This is a genomic window from Aeromicrobium flavum, from assembly GCF_007992115.1.
In the GTDB taxonomy this organism is placed as follows: domain Bacteria; phylum Actinomycetota; class Actinomycetes; order Propionibacteriales; family Nocardioidaceae; genus Aeromicrobium; species Aeromicrobium flavum.
In genome coordinates this window covers 506,060-521,520 of sequence record NZ_BJZQ01000001.1, presented here as the reverse complement: position 1 = coordinate 521,520, position 15,461 = coordinate 506,060, and the positions used below count along the sequence as shown (strand labels likewise).

Annotated in this window: 18 protein-coding genes; 11 read left to right on the top strand and 7 right to left on the bottom strand. The window is 66.0% G+C overall.

The window, feature by feature from the left end; genetic code table 11:
* Nucleotides 1-8 precede the first annotated feature (8 nt).
* A complete protein-coding gene (locus AFL01nite_RS02585) occupies nt 9-1,439 on the bottom strand; it encodes a cytochrome ubiquinol oxidase subunit I (RefSeq protein WP_146825520.1) in 1,431 nt (476 codons plus the stop codon).
* A gap of 100 nt (nt 1,440-1,539) precedes the next feature.
* Between AFL01nite_RS02585 and AFL01nite_RS02580 the strand changes: the two genes are divergently transcribed.
* Nucleotides 1,540-2,373: a hypothetical protein gene (locus AFL01nite_RS02580; RefSeq protein ID WP_146825519.1), complete on the top strand. Its 834-nt coding sequence runs from the start codon at nt 1,540-1,542 to the stop codon at nt 2,371-2,373.
* A 1-nt stretch (nt 2,374) separates the two neighbouring features.
* Here the strand turns inward: AFL01nite_RS02580 and AFL01nite_RS02575 are convergent, their stop codons facing one another.
* The 3 genes from AFL01nite_RS02575 to AFL01nite_RS02565 are packed head-to-tail and all read right to left on the bottom strand — an operon-like array spanning nt 2,375 to nt 4,359.
* A complete protein-coding gene (locus AFL01nite_RS02575; RefSeq protein WP_307724445.1) occupies nt 2,375-2,818 on the bottom strand; it encodes an acyl-CoA thioesterase in 444 nt (147 codons plus the stop codon).
* Nucleotides 2,819-2,835: 17 nt separating this feature from the next.
* Entirely contained in the window at nt 2,836-3,957 is a 1,122-nt protein-coding gene (locus AFL01nite_RS02570) for a tyrosine-type recombinase/integrase (protein ID WP_146825517.1), read from the bottom strand.
* Nucleotides 3,958-3,960: 3 nt separating this feature from the next.
* Complete coding sequence (locus AFL01nite_RS02565) at nt 3,961-4,359, bottom strand: helix-turn-helix domain-containing protein (protein ID WP_186813781.1); 399 nt, start codon at nt 4,357-4,359, stop codon at nt 3,961-3,963.
* Nucleotides 4,360-4,535: 176 nt separating this feature from the next.
* Between AFL01nite_RS02565 and AFL01nite_RS02560 the strand changes: the two genes are divergently transcribed.
* The 4 genes from AFL01nite_RS02560 to AFL01nite_RS02545 all read left to right on the top strand — a co-directional run bounded on the left by AFL01nite_RS02560 (nt 4,536) and on the right by AFL01nite_RS02545 (nt 6,736).
* On the top strand, nt 4,536-4,721 hold the full coding sequence (locus AFL01nite_RS02560) for a helix-turn-helix transcriptional regulator (RefSeq protein ID WP_146825515.1): 186 nt from the start codon (nt 4,536-4,538) through the stop codon (nt 4,719-4,721).
* The gene (locus tag AFL01nite_RS02555) at nt 4,718-5,902 is read left to right on the top strand and encodes a hypothetical protein (RefSeq protein WP_146825514.1); all 1,185 of its coding nucleotides are present in this window, start codon (nt 4,718-4,720) and stop codon (nt 5,900-5,902) included. The genes AFL01nite_RS02560 and AFL01nite_RS02555 overlap by 4 nt, the downstream gene beginning before the upstream one ends.
* Nucleotides 5,903-6,149: 247 nt before the next feature.
* Nucleotides 6,150-6,389: a hypothetical protein gene (locus AFL01nite_RS15430; protein ID WP_222593352.1), complete on the top strand. Its 240-nt coding sequence runs from the start codon at nt 6,150-6,152 to the stop codon at nt 6,387-6,389.
* Nucleotides 6,386-6,736, top strand: a complete 351-nt coding sequence (locus AFL01nite_RS02545; protein ID WP_146825512.1) for a hypothetical protein — start codon at nt 6,386-6,388, stop codon at nt 6,734-6,736. The genes AFL01nite_RS15430 and AFL01nite_RS02545 overlap by 4 nt, the downstream gene beginning before the upstream one ends.
* Here the strand turns inward: AFL01nite_RS02545 and AFL01nite_RS02540 are convergent.
* The 3 genes from AFL01nite_RS02540 to AFL01nite_RS02530 form a co-directional block, all read right to left on the bottom strand.
* On the bottom strand, nt 6,733-7,041 hold the full coding sequence (locus AFL01nite_RS02540; protein WP_146825511.1) for a hypothetical protein: 309 nt from the start codon (nt 7,039-7,041) through the stop codon (nt 6,733-6,735). The genes AFL01nite_RS02545 and AFL01nite_RS02540 overlap by 4 nt on opposite strands.
* 61 nt (nt 7,042-7,102) lie before the next feature.
* Nucleotides 7,103-8,500, bottom strand: a complete 1,398-nt coding sequence (locus tag AFL01nite_RS02535) for a DNA translocase FtsK (protein WP_146825510.1) — start codon at nt 8,498-8,500, stop codon at nt 7,103-7,105.
* A complete protein-coding gene (locus AFL01nite_RS02530; RefSeq protein ID WP_146825509.1) occupies nt 8,497-8,979 on the bottom strand; it encodes a hypothetical protein in 483 nt (160 codons plus the stop codon). The genes AFL01nite_RS02535 and AFL01nite_RS02530 overlap by 4 nt, the downstream gene beginning before the upstream one ends.
* Before the next feature lie 977 nt (nt 8,980-9,956).
* Here AFL01nite_RS02530 and AFL01nite_RS02525 point away from each other — a divergent pair.
* The 6 genes from AFL01nite_RS02525 to AFL01nite_RS02500 all read left to right on the top strand — a co-directional run bounded on the left by AFL01nite_RS02525 (nt 9,957) and on the right by AFL01nite_RS02500 (nt 15,398).
* On the top strand, nt 9,957-10,277 hold the full coding sequence (locus tag AFL01nite_RS02525; RefSeq protein WP_146825508.1) for a MerR family transcriptional regulator: 321 nt from the start codon (nt 9,957-9,959) through the stop codon (nt 10,275-10,277).
* 122 nt (nt 10,278-10,399) lie between these two features.
* Nucleotides 10,400-13,090 (top strand): bifunctional DNA primase/polymerase, encoded by a 2,691-nt coding sequence (locus tag AFL01nite_RS02520; protein WP_146825507.1) that lies wholly within the window; start codon nt 10,400-10,402, stop codon nt 13,088-13,090.
* Between the two features lie 139 nt (nt 13,091-13,229).
* Nucleotides 13,230-13,487: a hypothetical protein gene (locus AFL01nite_RS02515; protein WP_146825506.1), complete on the top strand. Its 258-nt coding sequence runs from the start codon at nt 13,230-13,232 to the stop codon at nt 13,485-13,487.
* Between the two features lie 69 nt (nt 13,488-13,556).
* A complete protein-coding gene (locus AFL01nite_RS02510) occupies nt 13,557-14,336 on the top strand; it encodes a hypothetical protein (RefSeq protein WP_146825505.1) in 780 nt (259 codons plus the stop codon).
* A 120-nt stretch (nt 14,337-14,456) separates the two neighbouring features.
* Nucleotides 14,457-15,110, top strand: coding sequence for a hypothetical protein (locus tag AFL01nite_RS02505; RefSeq protein ID WP_146825504.1), 654 nt, complete (start codon nt 14,457-14,459; stop codon nt 15,108-15,110).
* Nucleotides 15,111-15,206: 96 nt separating this feature from the next.
* Nucleotides 15,207-15,398, top strand: a complete 192-nt coding sequence (locus AFL01nite_RS02500) for a hypothetical protein (protein WP_146825503.1) — start codon at nt 15,207-15,209, stop codon at nt 15,396-15,398.
* Nucleotides 15,399-15,461 lie beyond the last annotated feature (63 nt).

Sequence of the window (15,461 nt, the reverse complement as noted above, 5' to 3'; positions counted from 1 at the left end):
CGATGTCCTCAGTAGGCGAACGCCAGCGGGGCGTCCTGGTCGTCGTCGGGCCGGGGCGGGTTCGCGTCGGGCAGGCCCTTGCGGATGTAGGTCAGCAGCAGCTTGACCTCCACCACGGCCAGCGCCCCGTAGAGCAGCGTGAAGCCGATCATCGAGGTCCAGACCTGGGCGGCCGACACCGAGGGCGAGACGCCGGCCTCGGTGGGCATGAGGCCGAAGACCACCCACGGCTGGCGTCCCATCTCGGTGAAGATCCAGCCGAAGGAGTTGGCGAACAGCGGCAGCAGCGGCAGCACGAGCGAGGTCCACAGCAGCCACCGCGTGGTGCGCGCGCCAGGCGTCGGGACGCGGCCCCGGCGCAGCGCCCAGAGGATCCAGGCGGCCGCGGCCATGCCCGCGAAGCCCAGGCCCATCATCAGCCGGAAGCTCCAGTACGTGATCGGGATGTTCGGTGCGAAGTCGGTGATGCCGGAGTCGGCGTACGTCTTGGCGTACTCGGCGTTGAGGGAGTCGATGCCGCGCACTCCGCCGTCGAGACCGCCGGTCGCCAGCTGGGAGAGCAGGCACGGGATCTCGACGCTGAACAGTGGCTTCGAGCCGTCGAGCGTGCCGACGGTGAGCACCGAGAAGGGCGCGCACTGGTCGGCGTCCTCGTAGAGCCCCTCGGCGGCCGCCATCTTCATCGGCTGGACCTCGGTCATGACCTTGCCCTGGATGTCGCCGGTGATGACGACGCCGAGCCCGGCGATCAGGAGGGTGACCGCGCCGAGCCGGGCCGCACCGCGGAAGGCCTGCACGTCCTGGTCGGGCCGGCGGATCAGGTGCCAGACCGCCACCGCCGCCACGAACGCGCCACCGACCATGAACGCGGCGAACAGCGTGTGCGGCACCGTGATGAGCGCGACCTTGTTGGTCAGCACGGCCATGAAGTCGATCAGCTCGGCCCGGCCGCGCTCCTCGTTCATCCGGTAGCCGACCGGGTTCTGCATGAAGGAGTTCGCGGCGAGGATGAAGTAGGCCGACAGGGCCGTGCCGATCGCGGCGATCCAGATGGTCATGAGGTGCAGGCCGGGCTTGAGCCGGTCCCAGCCGAAGATCCACAGGCCGAGGAACGTGGACTCGAGGAAGAAGGCCAGCAGGCCCTCGATCGCCAACGGCGCGCCGAAGATGTCACCGACGAAGCGTGAGTAGCTGCTCCAATTCATGCCGAACTGGAACTCCTGCACGATGCCGGTCACGATGCCCATCGCGAAGTTGATCAGGAAGAGCTTGCCGAAGAGCCGGGTGAGCCGCAGCCACTGCTCGTCCTGGGTCCGCCACCAGACGGTCTGCATGATCGCGACGAGGAACGCCAGGCTGATCGTCATCGGGACGAAGAGGAAGTGGTAAACGGTCGTGATGCCGAACTGCCAGCGTGCGAGGTCGAGTGCGGTGTCCACTCTGGTCCCTTCTTACTCAGTGGTCACTTCGGTGTGGCCACGAGGCGATCGTAGGTCGCCAAAGGGTCACGAAAGGGGTCCGCGGCACTACGGTGGAGCAGTGAACGAGGCCGCCGTGGCGTACATCACCGCCGGGACGGCCTTCGATGTGCCGGACATCACCTTCTGGGCCGACGCGCGGCACCGATCGCTCGACGAGGCCCTCGCCGGGGCCGACGTCCTGGTGTCCTGTCCGGACGCCACGGCGGCCTTCCCCGCCGAGCTCGAGCCGTGGGTCTCGCCGATCCTCACGCGCGAGGACCAGGAGGCGTCGGCCACCGCCCTGTCGCGGCTCGTGGCCCGGCGCTGGGCCGCCGTCGACCCCACCGTCGTCTACGTCGAGAACCCGCACCCGCCGGCGGTGTCCCGCCCCGACCCCGAGCTGCTCGGCGCCGTCGACCCGGACGTCCTGGCCGAGGTCGCGTCCCGCGGCGCCGGCGTCTACCGGGCGACCCGGCTGCAGCTGATCCAGCGGCTCGTCCTGACCCGCTCGTCGTCGCCGCACCGCCCGCTGACGTCCCTGACCCTGCGCGACGTCACGATGCCCGCCGGCCAGCCCGCCGTTCTCTCGCTGGCGAACCGCGGCGACCTCGCCGGCAACCCGCGGCCGAAGGATCCTCTCGTCACGATGGACCCCGAGCGCCTGCGCCTGCTGGCCGACTCGCACCGCACGGGCTTCGGCGTGCGCAGCCACGACGAGGTCGCGTTGAACACGCCCCACCGCGACGACGACGAGATCGTCGAGACGGCCGAGCGCTTCGGCCGGGGGCCCGAGGCCGTCGACGCGGTCCGCCTCGACCTGTCACGCCAGCTGCCCACCGACCCCGACGCGATCGACGAGGTGGCCCGGCGACTGCGCCGCAGCTGGGTGCACTACCGCACGACGGTGGGCTGAATCAGCCGACGAGGGGCTCGAGCACCGCGCGGATCTGCGCGGGGATCGGCGTGACGTTGCGGTCCTCGCCCGTCACGTAGACGTGAACGAACCGCCCGACGGCAGCCGGCTCGGGGTCGTCGCCCTGGAAGAGGCTGATCTCGTAGACCACGCTGGAGTTGCCCAGCTTCGTGACCTTCAGGCCGGCCACGACGTCGAGCGGGAAACGAAGCTCGCGCTGGAAGCGGCACGACGACTCCGCGACGATGCCGTAGGCGTCGAGCCGGCGGATGTCGACGCCGGTCTCGCGCATGAGGTAGCCGTTCACGGCGGTGTCGAAGTACGAGTAGTACTTCACGTTGTTGACGTGGCCGTAGACGTCCTCGTCCTCCCACCGACTGGAAATACGGTAATAACCGACATTCCCTTCGCGAACCGGAGACTTGGGATTCAGGTCACTGCCCACAGTCTGCCCACGCTCGTTCATGCTGACCTCCAAGACGACGACAACGCATCGGCCCCAGCGCGCCCGCGACCGGGGATCATGTGAGAGTACACAGCAAGCGTCACGGCGCTTGATGCGTGGCGCAGATGCTCGGCGACCTCGGGGACTGGCCGTCCCGCTGCGAAGAGCATCGACGCACACAAGTGTCGAAGGTCGTGCGCTCGGAGGTTCGTCGGGATGCGCTGGCCCACCGGGACTCCTGCCTCGACCTCGACCGCGATGGCCTTGTCTCGTGCTCGCTGGAACGACTTGGAGAACACCACCTGTTGCAGTGGCTTGCCCCACTGGTTAACGAGAAGTGAGTCGGACGGACGTGACTCGATGTGACGGCGCAGGGTGGTCGCAAACTCGGACGGTATCTCAACGCGTGCCGCTGACCCCGGAGTCTTGAGCGGCGCTCCCCCGAACTGCTGGCGTGGGTAGACATAGGCGCTCGACGGATCGAGCACGAAGCAATCCTCTGGCCTTAAGCCGACGATCTCGCCAACCCGCAGGCCCGCGAAAGCGCCGAGGAGAATGCCGATCTTTACTGAGTCGGTCTCTGCATGCTCATGAATGGCCCACATCTGTTCGGGTGAGCAAAGCGTGTACTCCCGCCGTCGGCCCCCACGGCCCTTCACTGCGGCGGCCGGATTGTGGTGGATGATCCGCTCTCGATCGATTGCGTACTTGTAGATCGACCGCAGGCGCGCATGCACGGCTGCGATGTACGACGGCGCTCGCCCTTCGTCGGCAAGGTCAGCCAACCAATCCTCGACGTCGACCGGCTCGACATCCACGATGCCCTTCGATGCGAAAGGTGCTCCCTGGATCTTGTGAACGTGGACGCGCGCCGACGCGACCGAGGAAGGGGCCTCGGGTCGGTAACGTGTCAGCCAGTGCTCTGCGTAGTTCGACAGGGTCACCGAGCCATCCCTTGGCGCGACGTGCTTCCCGGTCACCACGCTGGCGGTCTGGGTGGCGATCCAGTCCTTCGCCTCGCGCTCACGGGCAAACAACTTTTCGTGCATCTCCCCGCGACGGTCGCGGTACCGAGCGCGCCACCGGATCGTTGTTGATCCGTCGCTCTTGGGGATCTCGCGTTTCTTGATTGACGCCATGGCTTAGTCCTCTCCAAGCAGGCGCGCCGCCCGCTCTCGCAGGTGCTCAGCCACTGCCAGCAGTTCGGCGGCTTTGGCTCGGTCAATGTCGTCCGTCTGCTCAACAAAGTACGAAATGGGGACTCCGAAGATGTTGCCGAGGAGGACCGCCTCGGAAACACGAAGGCCCCGAGCTCCCCGCTCGATATCAGCGATGCTGCTCTCTGAGAGGTCATGGCCGCTTAGGGCGAGTCCTGCCGCCAGTTCCTTTCGGGAGACTCTGCGATCCTCGCGCAGCTTCCGTACGCGGGCTCCGATTTCGACATCGAGCTGCCGGTACTTCTCGGCAGCGGCTTCCCTGTCCGCCTCCAGCTTTCGCTGGTTCGTGGCGAAAAATTCCTCCAGCTCCGCGGCTGTTGTCATGTCCCACTCCTCATCGGTTGGCTTAACCCGAACCATATACGGTCAGTCCGTTACTGTCTACCCGTGATCGTGCTATGGTTATTCCGTACATGAGCCCACGCCCAGAGGGGGCCCAGCGAATGTCAATCCCAAGGGGGGCGATGTAGCTCCACCTACCTAACGACAGGAACACTCATATGACAGACACAGATGTCCTGCTGGACACCGACGAGGCCGCGCGCATGCTGCGCCTGCCCCCGTCGACCTTGAAGCACTTCCGCCAGACCGAGCAAGGTCCCAGTTACGTGAAGCTGGGGCGTCGCGTCTACTACAGGCGCGCCGCCCTCGTGGACTTCCTCGCCTCGTCGGAGGTGACCCGATGAGTACCACTTTCATCAACCCGGCCGACCCACAGATCACAGACTCGAGCCCGAGCGCCGAACAGATCGCCGAGGCAATCACGGCGCGTCAGAACAAGCGGGCGTCGATCTTCGACGGCGGAGACTCAGGTGCATCGGGGGAGGCCGCTCCCACCCGGGGCTGGGTCCATCCGGTTGCACGGCGCCGAGAGGAGCGACGCAAGGCGAAGCCCATCAGCGGGTCTCAGATCAGCGAGCTGGCTACCCGCGTCGAGGAGGCTGCCCCCGCTGTTGTCGTTCGGTCGTTCAAGCCGGTGGCCGATGCCCGTCAGCACGCCGTCGACCTGATCGAGCTGGTCTACGAGGCCCGGGCCCATTACGACGCGGTGGCATCGGAGGAGGCGGCGGAGGACAGCGCCATCCGTCACGCGATCGAGTCGAGCGTCGATGATCCCGACGTCGAGATCCCCGAGGCGTCCGATTGGGCTGCTGAGACCCAGCGCCGCATGGTGCGCCTGGCTCGCTCGCACGGTGAGGCCAAGCGGGCGGTCGACGCGTTCGAGACCGCGGTTCACAGCATCACCCCCAGCGATCTGTTGCCGCTGGCCGAAGAGGCGCGCAAGGAGCTGGCCAAGCAGCATAAGACGGCCGTCACTGCGTTGAGCAGGGCCCAAGCGGCCGCATCCGCCGTCGAGGCGGCGCAGTCCGACCTTGCTGCGCTGGCAATCGGTGCTGGCTTGCGCCAGTGGTCCGGCGCCGGTGGAACGTTCGCATCCGCGTTGACGCGGGCGCTGTCTGAAGCTCGCCAAGAAGCCGAAGCGGTCGACCTCGGCGATAGCTATTGGGCGGATGACACGATCCCGGACGTCGTCCTTCGCAATCTTGCGGACGGCAACCAGACTGCGCAGTTCGTGCTCGCGTGTATCGAGCGGCTGGCGGGGCGCCACTCTCGCAACGGCGGCTACCTCAGTGTCGCGCACCAGGACCTGCTCCTCGCGCAACTGCCGGACGGACTGCCGGACCGCGGAGCCGTTGCAGCGTTTGTGGAGTCGCGCGGCAGCGTCCGAGCAGCGCACGAGGCCATCGGGCGCCGCATCTCCGCTGCAACCAGGGGGACCGTGCACGACCTCCGCACGACCCAGCTGGGCGCCTCGGGGTCTGAGCGGATCACCGCGAGCAGCGAAGGGAACGAGTCCACCGACTGACGCGGGCGCGGCGGGGGCCGCGTGGCCCCGTTCGGCGTCTCTCCTTGCGCCGGACGGGACCTCGCGGCCCTAGCCGCTCCTCAATCGGAAGACGAACATCATGAGCACCAGTACGTATGAACCAGAGCAGCAGAAGCCTCGACGCCCCCGCGGCCTGCGCAAGTCCGGTCGCGAGATTTGGGATGACTTAACTCAGAGGTTTGTCATGCATCCACACGAGTTGAGCGTTGTTCTGCAGATCGCCCGCATGGCTGACCGGCTCGACCAACTGCACACCGAAGCTGCCGCCGCCTCCGCCACGACCGTGATAGATCAAGTCGGCCGCGAGTCGGCGCACCCGGCGATCGTGGAGGCCCGACAGACCGCACTTGCCCAGGCCCGCCTCGTGGCGAGCCTGAGGCTGCCCGAGGACGACGAGTCCGACGCCACCGGCTCTCGCCCGCAGCGTCGCGGGGGCTCGCGTGGCTTCTACGGGGGCGCCCGATGAAGTTCCGTCGGCGCGCGCACTCGCGCCTCGATCCCGAACCGCCCGGCGAGCACCTGACACATCCGCGCTTCGAAGACTGGATCACCCCCGAGGAGTCGAGCTTGCCGCGAGATCAGGTCGCGTCGAAAGCCGTCCACCGCTGGGCATCGGACGTGGGCCTCTGGTACTCCGACTGGAACACTGCGCTGGCCGCGATGATGCCCCCGGCCGACACACAAGAAGACGTCGCCCGGGTTCGCGGCGACGTCGGCGAGATCGAAGACACCGACGAGCACAGGATCACGTGCTGGGCGCGCGGCGTCTCGGTCGGAAACGTCGCGCCCGACTGGAGCAGAAACGCCCGTTAGGGCAGGTCGACGATCTCCTTGATCACCGACGACCGGTCGGCGTCGCGAACGTCGATGTCGACCATGCCGGCCTTTGTGATTCCTTGCCCGCAGCCCCACCAACAGGAATCGCCGTCCACGGTCGCAGATCCCTCGGTGTGTGCAGTGTCCACGCCGAATTCCGTCACTTCAAACGCTGATGGCTCGCCGAGACGCTGCTCGATCATGTCGCGCGTTAGGTCCGGGCACGCCTCGACTAGCTCCTCATCCGAGGGCCCGCCGCAGCCAGCCGCGAAGAGCACGGCGATCAGGGCAGTTCGTCTCATCGGGCCACTGTGCCCAAGCGCGCGGGTGCGCGGGTGCGCATCGGAGCAAGCGCCCCTGACGTCACTCATCGAGTGAGGTTGGCGGCTTCGTGATCTGGACCCCGTCGACCTCTCTCGGTGGGAACGTCGCCCGCGATCGATCGAGGACCCCGGCGACGTCACTGTCGCCAATGGCGGGCGCCTGCACGCGTACGATCCCGCGCCCAGGCATCGAGAGCAGGCCGTCACCCTTGCCCAACAGCAACTCCGCGCCGTTACGGCCCAGCGCCACGCGACTGTCGACGCCCGAGTTCACGCGGAACACCCAGCGCGCGGGCACGTTCGCCCCGATGAGGCCGGTCACGACCTTGACCGTCGGGCGCTGGGTGGCGAGCACCAGATGCACTCCGGCCGCGCGCCCGAGTTGGGCGATGCGGACCACGGAGATCTCGATCTCGGCGCGCTGGCTCTTGTCGAGCATCAGGTCGGCCAGTTCGTCGATGACGACGACCTGAGCGGGCATCGGCCGGTCGGGGTGCGCCACGCGGTATTCCTCGATGTCTCGGACACCGGCATCGGCGAACCTTGAGAACCGGTTGTCCATGACCGTCTCGACAACGGCGAGGGCGTGGGCAGCTTCCCAGCCACCGCCTGAGACGAATTGCTCGACCTGTGGTGCGCTGGCCCACTGGCCCAGCTCGACTCGCTTAGGGTCCACGAGTGTCAGGCGCAGCGTGTCCGGGGTCGACCGGTCCAACAGGCTCGCGATCAGCCCGTGCACCGCGACACTCTTTCCCGACCCCGTCGACCCTGCGATCAGGAGGTGCGGGCACGTCGCAAGGTCGACCGTCACCGGCTGGTCGTCCAGGCCGTGGCCCGCGACGAAACTCAGCGGCGCTTTGGTCGATCCAGAGCCCTCGCGATCACGATCGCGTGACCACTTCACGAACGTTCGGCGCGAGCGCGGCACGTCGATGAGCACGTGCTTTCCCTGTCTGGTCACTGCGACGCCGTCGCGATCGAGAGCCGACTCGATCTCTGCCGTGAGCGCGGCCACCCGCGATACTCGTACACCGGCCGCGAGCGTAAACGCGTGCCGGTGAACCTGGGGCGCGTCGATGGTCTCGACATGGGCGACCGAGACGCCGTGCTGCGCCAGGGCCCGAGCGATCGTCTCCGGCTCGGCCTCGGTGTCGAGCGGGGGCGCCGCTGGTGGCTGGGTGGACTCTCGTGGCTTCCTTGGCCGCCTCGCGGACGCTGGCGCGGTCTCCGGTGCCACTGGCGCGCCCAGGTCGGCCAGGAGGAGCGCGCGAGCCGTGCGGGCGAGGATCTGCCGGGCCGCGTCATGCTCGGGGCTCTGACGGCCGTCGAGTGCCTCGATGAGCAGAGACCTAGCCGCGTCGCCGAGGACCGCCGCCGCCTGATGGGAGGTTTGCCCAGTCCCGGCGTTATCGAGCTCGGCCGACCGCTGCGGGGTCATGCTGCACTCTCCGCGGAGATCTCGGGATCGGTGCGCCACTGATCAAGCAGTGTCGACGCGAGCCGCTGACCGACTTGGTGGAGCGACCAGGTGGCAAGCGTGACGCCGTCGACCGTGTCGCCGTAGTCGCTGAGGTCCTCGCGGTACGCGGCCAAGTCGACGTAGGCGGTCATCAGGCGGTGCGTGTTCCACACCGGTACGGCCCCGTCGGCGATTTCGGCGCACACGTCGCCCTCATTTTTCGCGACGTCCTCCGCGTCGTGCTCGATCCGCTCGGCCAGTGCGTCGCGCACCGATGCCAGGAACTCGGCGCCCTCGCTCGTGAGGCTGTCGGGGCAAGCCACGTCCGCGTCGTTGGCCAGCGTGTAAGTCGTGGCTGTCGTGTCGACCAAGTAGGCCGGGGCCGTGTCCTCGGCTTCGGTGTCGACCTGGGCAGTCGTGGTCGTGGTCGTGGCGTGATCGCCGGTGTACGTGGACATGGCAAAGCCTCCATGAGTTCAGGGGTGTGATGAGCGAGTGCTCATGTCCCACACGCGTCCTGTCACCTATGGCGCGCTAGCTCTCAGAATCGGCGACTCCGATAACTACTGCGATTCCAGTGCAAAATCGTGCCCGGGATGTGGACAACACCCCCCCGGGGGTCCACCTCGGAGGGATCTCGCGGGCCCGGTCTGCAATGGCGGAGAGCCCGAGCCTGGGCTGAAAAACCCCTATGGGGCGGCGTAGGCCAGCCTGTTGCATGCCCCCCCCCTGTGGGCTCCATCGACGGCGCCGCCGGTCACTGCAGCCATGTTTGCCAGCGCCGCGAGTTGACCAGTCCTGGTCGTGTCGATGGAATTCGAGTGGGGCCGAAAGGCCCCGAGGAAGCCACTCGCTCACACCTACTGACTGAGCTCAGATGCTCGGCCACTCCCTGAAGAGGCGCCGCTGCCCTTCAGTGCTCGGCCGCAGTGCTTTGGATTTCGGGGTCTGAACGGGCGATTCTGGCTGCCATTGCGGGGAATAACGCTCCCAGTGCTCACAGTGCTCGACTTCTCCGGGTCGTCACCGTTCTGCGCACACCGTTCTTACGTGTCCCGTTCCGGCCCTTTGCTTTGTCTCTTAGGTAGTACCCCTATCTAAGAGCACTCTAAGCACTGAGGGGTAAAAGAGCCTGGAATCGCAGGCCGAATCGGCAGTGCTCTGTTCGAGAAGACTGAGCACTGGCTCGCACTGTGAGCACTGCGAGGTTCGGGGGGCACCCGCCTGGCCCTCCTCGAGAGGGGCTCAGGCTCCGCGACTGGCCGAGGGCAGCCGCCCAGCGCCCTCGATCCACGACGCGAGCAGCGCAGCTCGCCAATTCGGGTACGGCCACTTTTCCGCGCGGAGGCACCCTGACCAGATAGCGTGGTCGTATCACTAGTTAGAGGCGACCGTCAACCAGACGTCCAACATCTGAGATCCCGTAGGAGGGTCCATGGAATACATCGAAGACCGAGGACGCGAGTTCCTCACCGTGCCTGAGGCAGCCGAGCTGACCGGCCACGCGCGCCTGACTGTCGATCGCGCTATCGCGGACGGCACTTTGCAGTACGTGGCCGTTGCCCCGGTAGGCCGCCACATCGTCAAGGTGCTGAAGAAGCACGACGTGCTGGCTTGGTTCATCGATCCTCGGCGCGAGCGTCGGTCTGACTTCGTGGCCCGCCGCGACGCCCGGTTGGCCGAGCTGATCGAGGCCGACCACCTGTTCGCCGCCGAACTGGCCGACGCGCGCAGCGCCCACCTGATCCCTGCCTGACCTTCAACACGAGTTGGCACTCGCCGTCCACTAAAAAACCGACCCCCGCCACAAGGGGCGAGGGTCGGCGCTTAATCGCACACGACCTGCGGGGAAGCATCCCGCAGACAAGGAGTTCACATATGTCCAGTGTTTCAGACGACACCACCGCGAGCGAAGATTCGCCCGAGATCGAGTTCCAGCTCGACAAGCCGAACTTGGCCGGGGCGGTGGAGCAGGATCAGCCCGCCGCCTCGATCGAGGCTCGCGGTCAGGCGGCATCGAACGCGCCGCCCTTTGAAGAGCGGATGAACACCTTCCAATCTCGCGGGTGGCACCCGATGCCGCTTCCGCCTCGATCGAAGGCCCACCCGCCAACTGGCTTCACGGGAATCAACGTCGCGCCTCCGACGGCCGAGCAGGTCGCAACGTGGGCCATGGACAGCGCCTTCCAGCACCACAACATCGCCCTCCGCCTCCCCGATGGCCTGGTCGCCCTCGATGTCGACAACTACGGCGAGCACGACGCCCCGGCCACGATGCGCGCGGCGGTAGAGCGCTTCGGCCCCCTGCCCAAGGTCGGACGCCTGACCAGCCGTGACGACAAGGTCAGCGGTCATCGGTTCTTCCGCGTGCCTACCGGGACGCGCCTCGTGTCGAACCTGTCCCAGGTCGGGCTCGGCGACGGGGTCGACGTGCTGCAGCATCACCACCGCTACTCCATCGCTCCGGGGTCGACCCACCCGAGCGGGCTCATCTACCAGTGGCTGGACACGCAAGGCGCGGCTGCGAAGCTCCCGTCAGTGGCCGACCTGCCCGAACTACCAAACGCGTGGCTCGAAGGCCTGCGAGCCCCAGAACGCGCCACGGCCGACATGACCGCCAACACCGAAGCGTTCGAAGCCCTGACGCCCTCGATCCAGTCATACGTCCGCGACTATGTCGCTGGCGAGGTCGGAAGGCTCTACGCCGAGCTCGACGCGCTCGCAGATCTGCCCGAGGGCGCCGCGGGGCCGCGCGGCGGCTGGCAGGACTCCTGTCTCGCGATCACTCAGCGGCTCTCCGCTCTGGCACTGGCGAACTGGTCCCCGCTCTCAGTCTCCGAGGTTGAACGCGCTCTGGCTCAGCACCTTCCGAACGGCGGCGGGTTCACCCAAGCGACCGGCTTGAGCATGTTCGACCGTGCCGTCGACAAGGGCGAGGTCGCCCCATTGCCCCGGGACATCGGTGCCGCAATCCTGATCGACGCACTCGGCGGCATGGCAACCCCCGAGCCGACGCCGAGCGATCTGAGCACGTTGTGGCCGAAGAGGGACTGGACGGCGTCCGGCAACGTTGAGCGCACTCTCGACCACCTCGACGGGCGGCTGCTGTTCGACGCAGCGCGCAGCATCTGGTTCGCCTTCGATGAGCACAGCGGCCTGTGGTCAGCGGGGAAATCCGGCTCCGACGACGCCGCCGCCGCGTGGGTTTCGCGCGCGATGGACGCCGCATGCGAATTCGAGATCGGCCACTACAGCGACGAACCGGCACTCGACAACAAGGGCAACCCCAAGCCCGCATCGTCGCAGCACGACAAGTTCGTCAAGGAGATGCGATCGGGCGGTGCGAGCATGCATGGGTCCGTAGCGAAGATGCTCCGCCGTCGCGCCTCCGACTACGGCCTGCTGTTCACCGGCCAGGACTTCGACGTCCTTCCCGAGCACACGGTGACGATGCTCGATGCCGATGGCCACGCCCTGTTGGTCAATCTGCTCACGGGCCAGACCCGGCCGACGCAAGCCAACGACCGGATCACTCGTCGCATCCCGCAAGTCTGGAATCCTGACGCGACCGCGCCTCAGTTCGAGAAGTTCCTGCGCTACGCCCAGCCCGATCCGGCACAGCGCCGCTTCGTCCTGTTCGCGTTCGCTGCGTCGCTCGTGCAGGGCAACCCGCAGCGCGCGCTCTACATCCACCACGGGCACGAGACTGGGTCAGGTAAATCGGTGGCTCTGAACACCATGCATCACGTCATGGGAGCTGACGCACTCGGTTATGGCCGGACGGTCAAGGCCGACTTCATCCTGCGCAGCCGGTACCGCCGCGAGGCCAACGAACACGCCTCGGTCGAGATCAGCAACGCGAGTCGCCACTTTCTTGCGCTCACGGAAGCGCCTGACGGCTCCGCGCTCGACGAGACGAAGATCAAAGCCCTCACTTCCGAGGAATGGCTGTCCGGCCGTCCCCTCGGCGGCGAGCCCATCGACTACCAGTTCCAGCCCAAGATGCATATGACGACGAACTCGATCCACGGCATTGGCGTCAAGGTCGACCAGGCGACCAGGGACCGGCTGCACTTGATCGAGTGGGCGGTCCCCGCGCGCCACCGTGACCCTGCGCTGACGCGCAAACTGTCGGCCGAGGCGCCGGGCATCCTCGCCCTGCTCGCCCGCACCTATCGCGAGCTGGCGGGACCTGATGTCGAGGATGGCCTGGTGGCCCGAGACGCCTACGCGCTTCCGGTCGTGCCCTCGATGGTTGAGGCCCGCGACGAATGGCTGGGCGAGGCCTCGCCGGTCCAGATGTGGCGAGACCAATGCACCGCTGACCTCCCTGCGACAGCACCGGTCTCGGAGATGACACTCAACCGGACGGCCCTCGCACAGTTCCGCGGGTGGGCTGCCTCGAACGGCTACAACTACGGCACTTCTCGAAACGACGTGCGGTGGTTGGCCGGTCAGCTCGGCGTCAAGACGCGCAAGTCCAACGGCAAGGCGTTCTACCCCTTCAGGATCACCGTCCAGTCCGATGAGATCTGGGCGCCCGACGAGTCGAATGCGGTGATGTCATGAGCCCCCACACCGTCGACCGCGCATTCGCAAGGATGCACGAGGCGGGCGCTTTGGCCGAACTGAGCGGCTGGACCCAAATCGACACCGGCAGACTCACGGTCGCCTCCCCAGAGGCGATGAGCACGGCCGCGCGGTCGAGGTGCTAACCGCTGCCCTCGATCTCGTCGCTGGCGACCCCGTCGGCGCAAAAGCAACCCAATTCGCGTACCTGCGCCAACTCGCGTTGCGAGATCTGTTGCTGGGTTTCCTCGCCCATCCGGCCGGAAGGGAGCGGCTGACCGGCCAACTCGGCGTCAGGACGCGCAAGTCCAACTGCAAGGCCTACTACCCATTCAGGATCACAATCTTGTCCGACGAGACCTGGGCAGCCGACGAGTCGAGCGTGGTGATTTTCTGAGGGCCCATTCATGTCGCTAGCGCCTCCCGTTTCACAGATTCCGAGGCCTACGGAAGCTACTCTCAGCACATGCTGAAACGTCTCTCGGGGTCGACCGCTGTCGTCGCACTAATTGCTGGACTCTTTCTTACCGTTTCACCCGCGACAGCCACCGCCGCAGATGACGGGCCATTTGATGTTTGGGGCTTTACCGCGAAGGATCTCGCAGTCCGGTCCGATTCTTGTCGGAGGATTCGCGTGTACGCGCGCCACAATGCCCCCTCATGGGTCCATTCGGTCCAGGTTTCTACGGATCTGAGGCCCGATCCCGGCTCCTCAACGGAAGTGTTCCTCGAAGAATCGTCCCGTGGGCGACTGACAGGCACCTTTGACTACTGCCCTCGGTACACCGACGGGACGGTCGGCAAGTATCACCTAGGCGAATCAGAAGTCTTGTACTACGACGCCGACGGTAATGACCTTGGCGAATTCATCGACACTTCCCGCGGGTACGTCACGATCAAGCAGTCAGCAAGGTTTGTAGGCGTCAAGGCGAAGCGCAAGGGAAAAACGGTCACGGTCTCGGCGCGTCCCCAGTACTGGTCGATCGGAGCCTACGGCGAAGTCGGGAATTGGTCCTCGGCGAATTGGGCTAACAATTCAAAGTCAAACCGCCTAAAGAAGCAGTTCGCCCTCCAGCGTCGAACTGCAAATGGCAGGGGCACGTGGAGAACCGTCAAACGCGTGGTCCCTCCAAAGGGCACGACGCTCGCCATCAAGTTGAAGGCAAGAAAGCGATTCCAGTATCGAATCGTTTCGACAGGGACGGCGAGAACCTTCGCTACGACGTCGCGAGTCGTCCGGCGCTGAACAGGTCGCATTCACAGAAGTGGCGCATCACACGATGCGAAGGCGTGCCCAGAATCGAAGAGCCAGAGGGTTTCCCGAGATCTAATGCCGAAGATGGCCGCGACGTGAGAACGTACGGCCATGTCTCAAGCCACGGTCGCCATAATTGCCAACCTTGCACTCGTCGGCGTTACCGCCATCTACGTATATGTGACATTTGGGATGGGCAGGTCGGCGCGTGACTCGGCAAGGGCGTCGGTCGCGGCCGCTCAATTCGCGGCCCGGTCAGCGCAAGTAGCGCTCGCGACGCTGGAGGTGAACTTCACCATTCAGCCGCGAAGGAGCGATGAGGACCAGCAAGGCGAAGCACCTTCCAGTCGAAATCTGACCGGTGTACTCCTGACAAGCACCGCCTCGAATGTCTACGTCCATCGAATGCGCATCGACTCATACGGCTACGTGTCATCTCTGGACCCAGAGACGTGGGCGCGACAATATGGCCTGCAGGGGCAAGGCGTAACGGGGCAGGAAGCGAATATCGCGGTCGCTCAGGACCTCCCGATCGTGCGGTACGACCACACTCACACGTTCAGGGCAACGGGCGCGACGCTCCCGGTATTGCTTCACAGGTCGGAGGCGGTCGAGTTCATGGAAGAGGGCGACCTGTTCCCTACCCCGGATGGGTCGCGCTTCTCGATTCTCGCAGCGACCGTCTTCTACGGTCTCGATCCTGACTCCGCACCCCGAGAACGGTTCGTCATCTGGCACACCTCGGACTCCCTCGTCGCTGAGTAGAGCTGAGGGGACTCACGTGGCCCGCCTGTTCCGCTGACAGTGCAACGATCGGCTCGTACGGTAGTGGCAAGCCGACCAGAAGAGCAAAGGACGATCGTGGGAATCGCAGACAGCGGCAACCTGTTCGCCACAACGCGCAGCAACCAGTTATCGAAGAAGTACACGAAGCAGCAGAAGCAGGTGGCGAATGACGCCGCCGCCCGCGATGCTCAGGTGCTCGAACACCTCGCCTACCAATCTCAGGTTCTCTCCGAGATCCGAGATCTCCTGAGGGCTCAGGGCAAGTAAACGCACGAGAGCGCCCGCCCGCGAAATCCGCGACGGGGGCTCCTCACTGCCCACCTACTGCCC

Excerpts from the sequence above, each read along its gene's own strand:
- AFL01nite_RS02555 (WP_146825514.1), top strand. The coding sequence starts at position 4,718 with ATGAGTACCACTTTCATCAACCCGGCCGACCCACAGATCACAGACTCG.
- AFL01nite_RS15430 (WP_222593352.1), top strand. The coding sequence starts at position 6,150 with ATGGCTGACCGGCTCGACCAACTGCACACCGAAGCTGCCGCCGCCTCC.
- AFL01nite_RS02535 (WP_146825510.1), bottom strand. The coding sequence starts at position 8,500 with ATGACCCCGCAGCGGTCGGCCGAGCTCGATAACGCCGGGACTGGGCAA.
- AFL01nite_RS02510 (WP_146825505.1), top strand. The coding sequence starts at position 13,557 with ATGCTGAAACGTCTCTCGGGGTCGACCGCTGTCGTCGCACTAATTGCT.
- AFL01nite_RS02505 (WP_146825504.1), top strand. The coding sequence starts at position 14,457 with ATGTCTCAAGCCACGGTCGCCATAATTGCCAACCTTGCACTCGTCGGC.
- AFL01nite_RS02545 (WP_146825512.1), top strand. The coding sequence starts at position 6,386 with ATGAAGTTCCGTCGGCGCGCGCACTCGCGCCTCGATCCCGAACCGCCC.
- AFL01nite_RS02565 (WP_186813781.1), bottom strand. The coding sequence starts at position 4,359 with ATGACAACAGCCGCGGAGCTGGAGGAATTTTTCGCCACGAACCAGCGA.
- AFL01nite_RS02560 (WP_146825515.1), top strand. The coding sequence starts at position 4,536 with ATGACAGACACAGATGTCCTGCTGGACACCGACGAGGCCGCGCGCATG.
- AFL01nite_RS02530 (WP_146825509.1), bottom strand. The coding sequence starts at position 8,979 with ATGTCCACGTACACCGGCGATCACGCCACGACCACGACCACGACTGCC.
- AFL01nite_RS02570 (WP_146825517.1), bottom strand. The coding sequence starts at position 3,957 with ATGGCGTCAATCAAGAAACGCGAGATCCCCAAGAGCGACGGATCAACA.
- AFL01nite_RS02525 (WP_146825508.1), top strand. The coding sequence starts at position 9,957 with ATGGAATACATCGAAGACCGAGGACGCGAGTTCCTCACCGTGCCTGAG.
- AFL01nite_RS02520 (WP_146825507.1), top strand. The coding sequence starts at position 10,400 with ATGTCCAGTGTTTCAGACGACACCACCGCGAGCGAAGATTCGCCCGAG.
- AFL01nite_RS02540 (WP_146825511.1), bottom strand. The coding sequence starts at position 7,041 with ATGAGACGAACTGCCCTGATCGCCGTGCTCTTCGCGGCTGGCTGCGGC.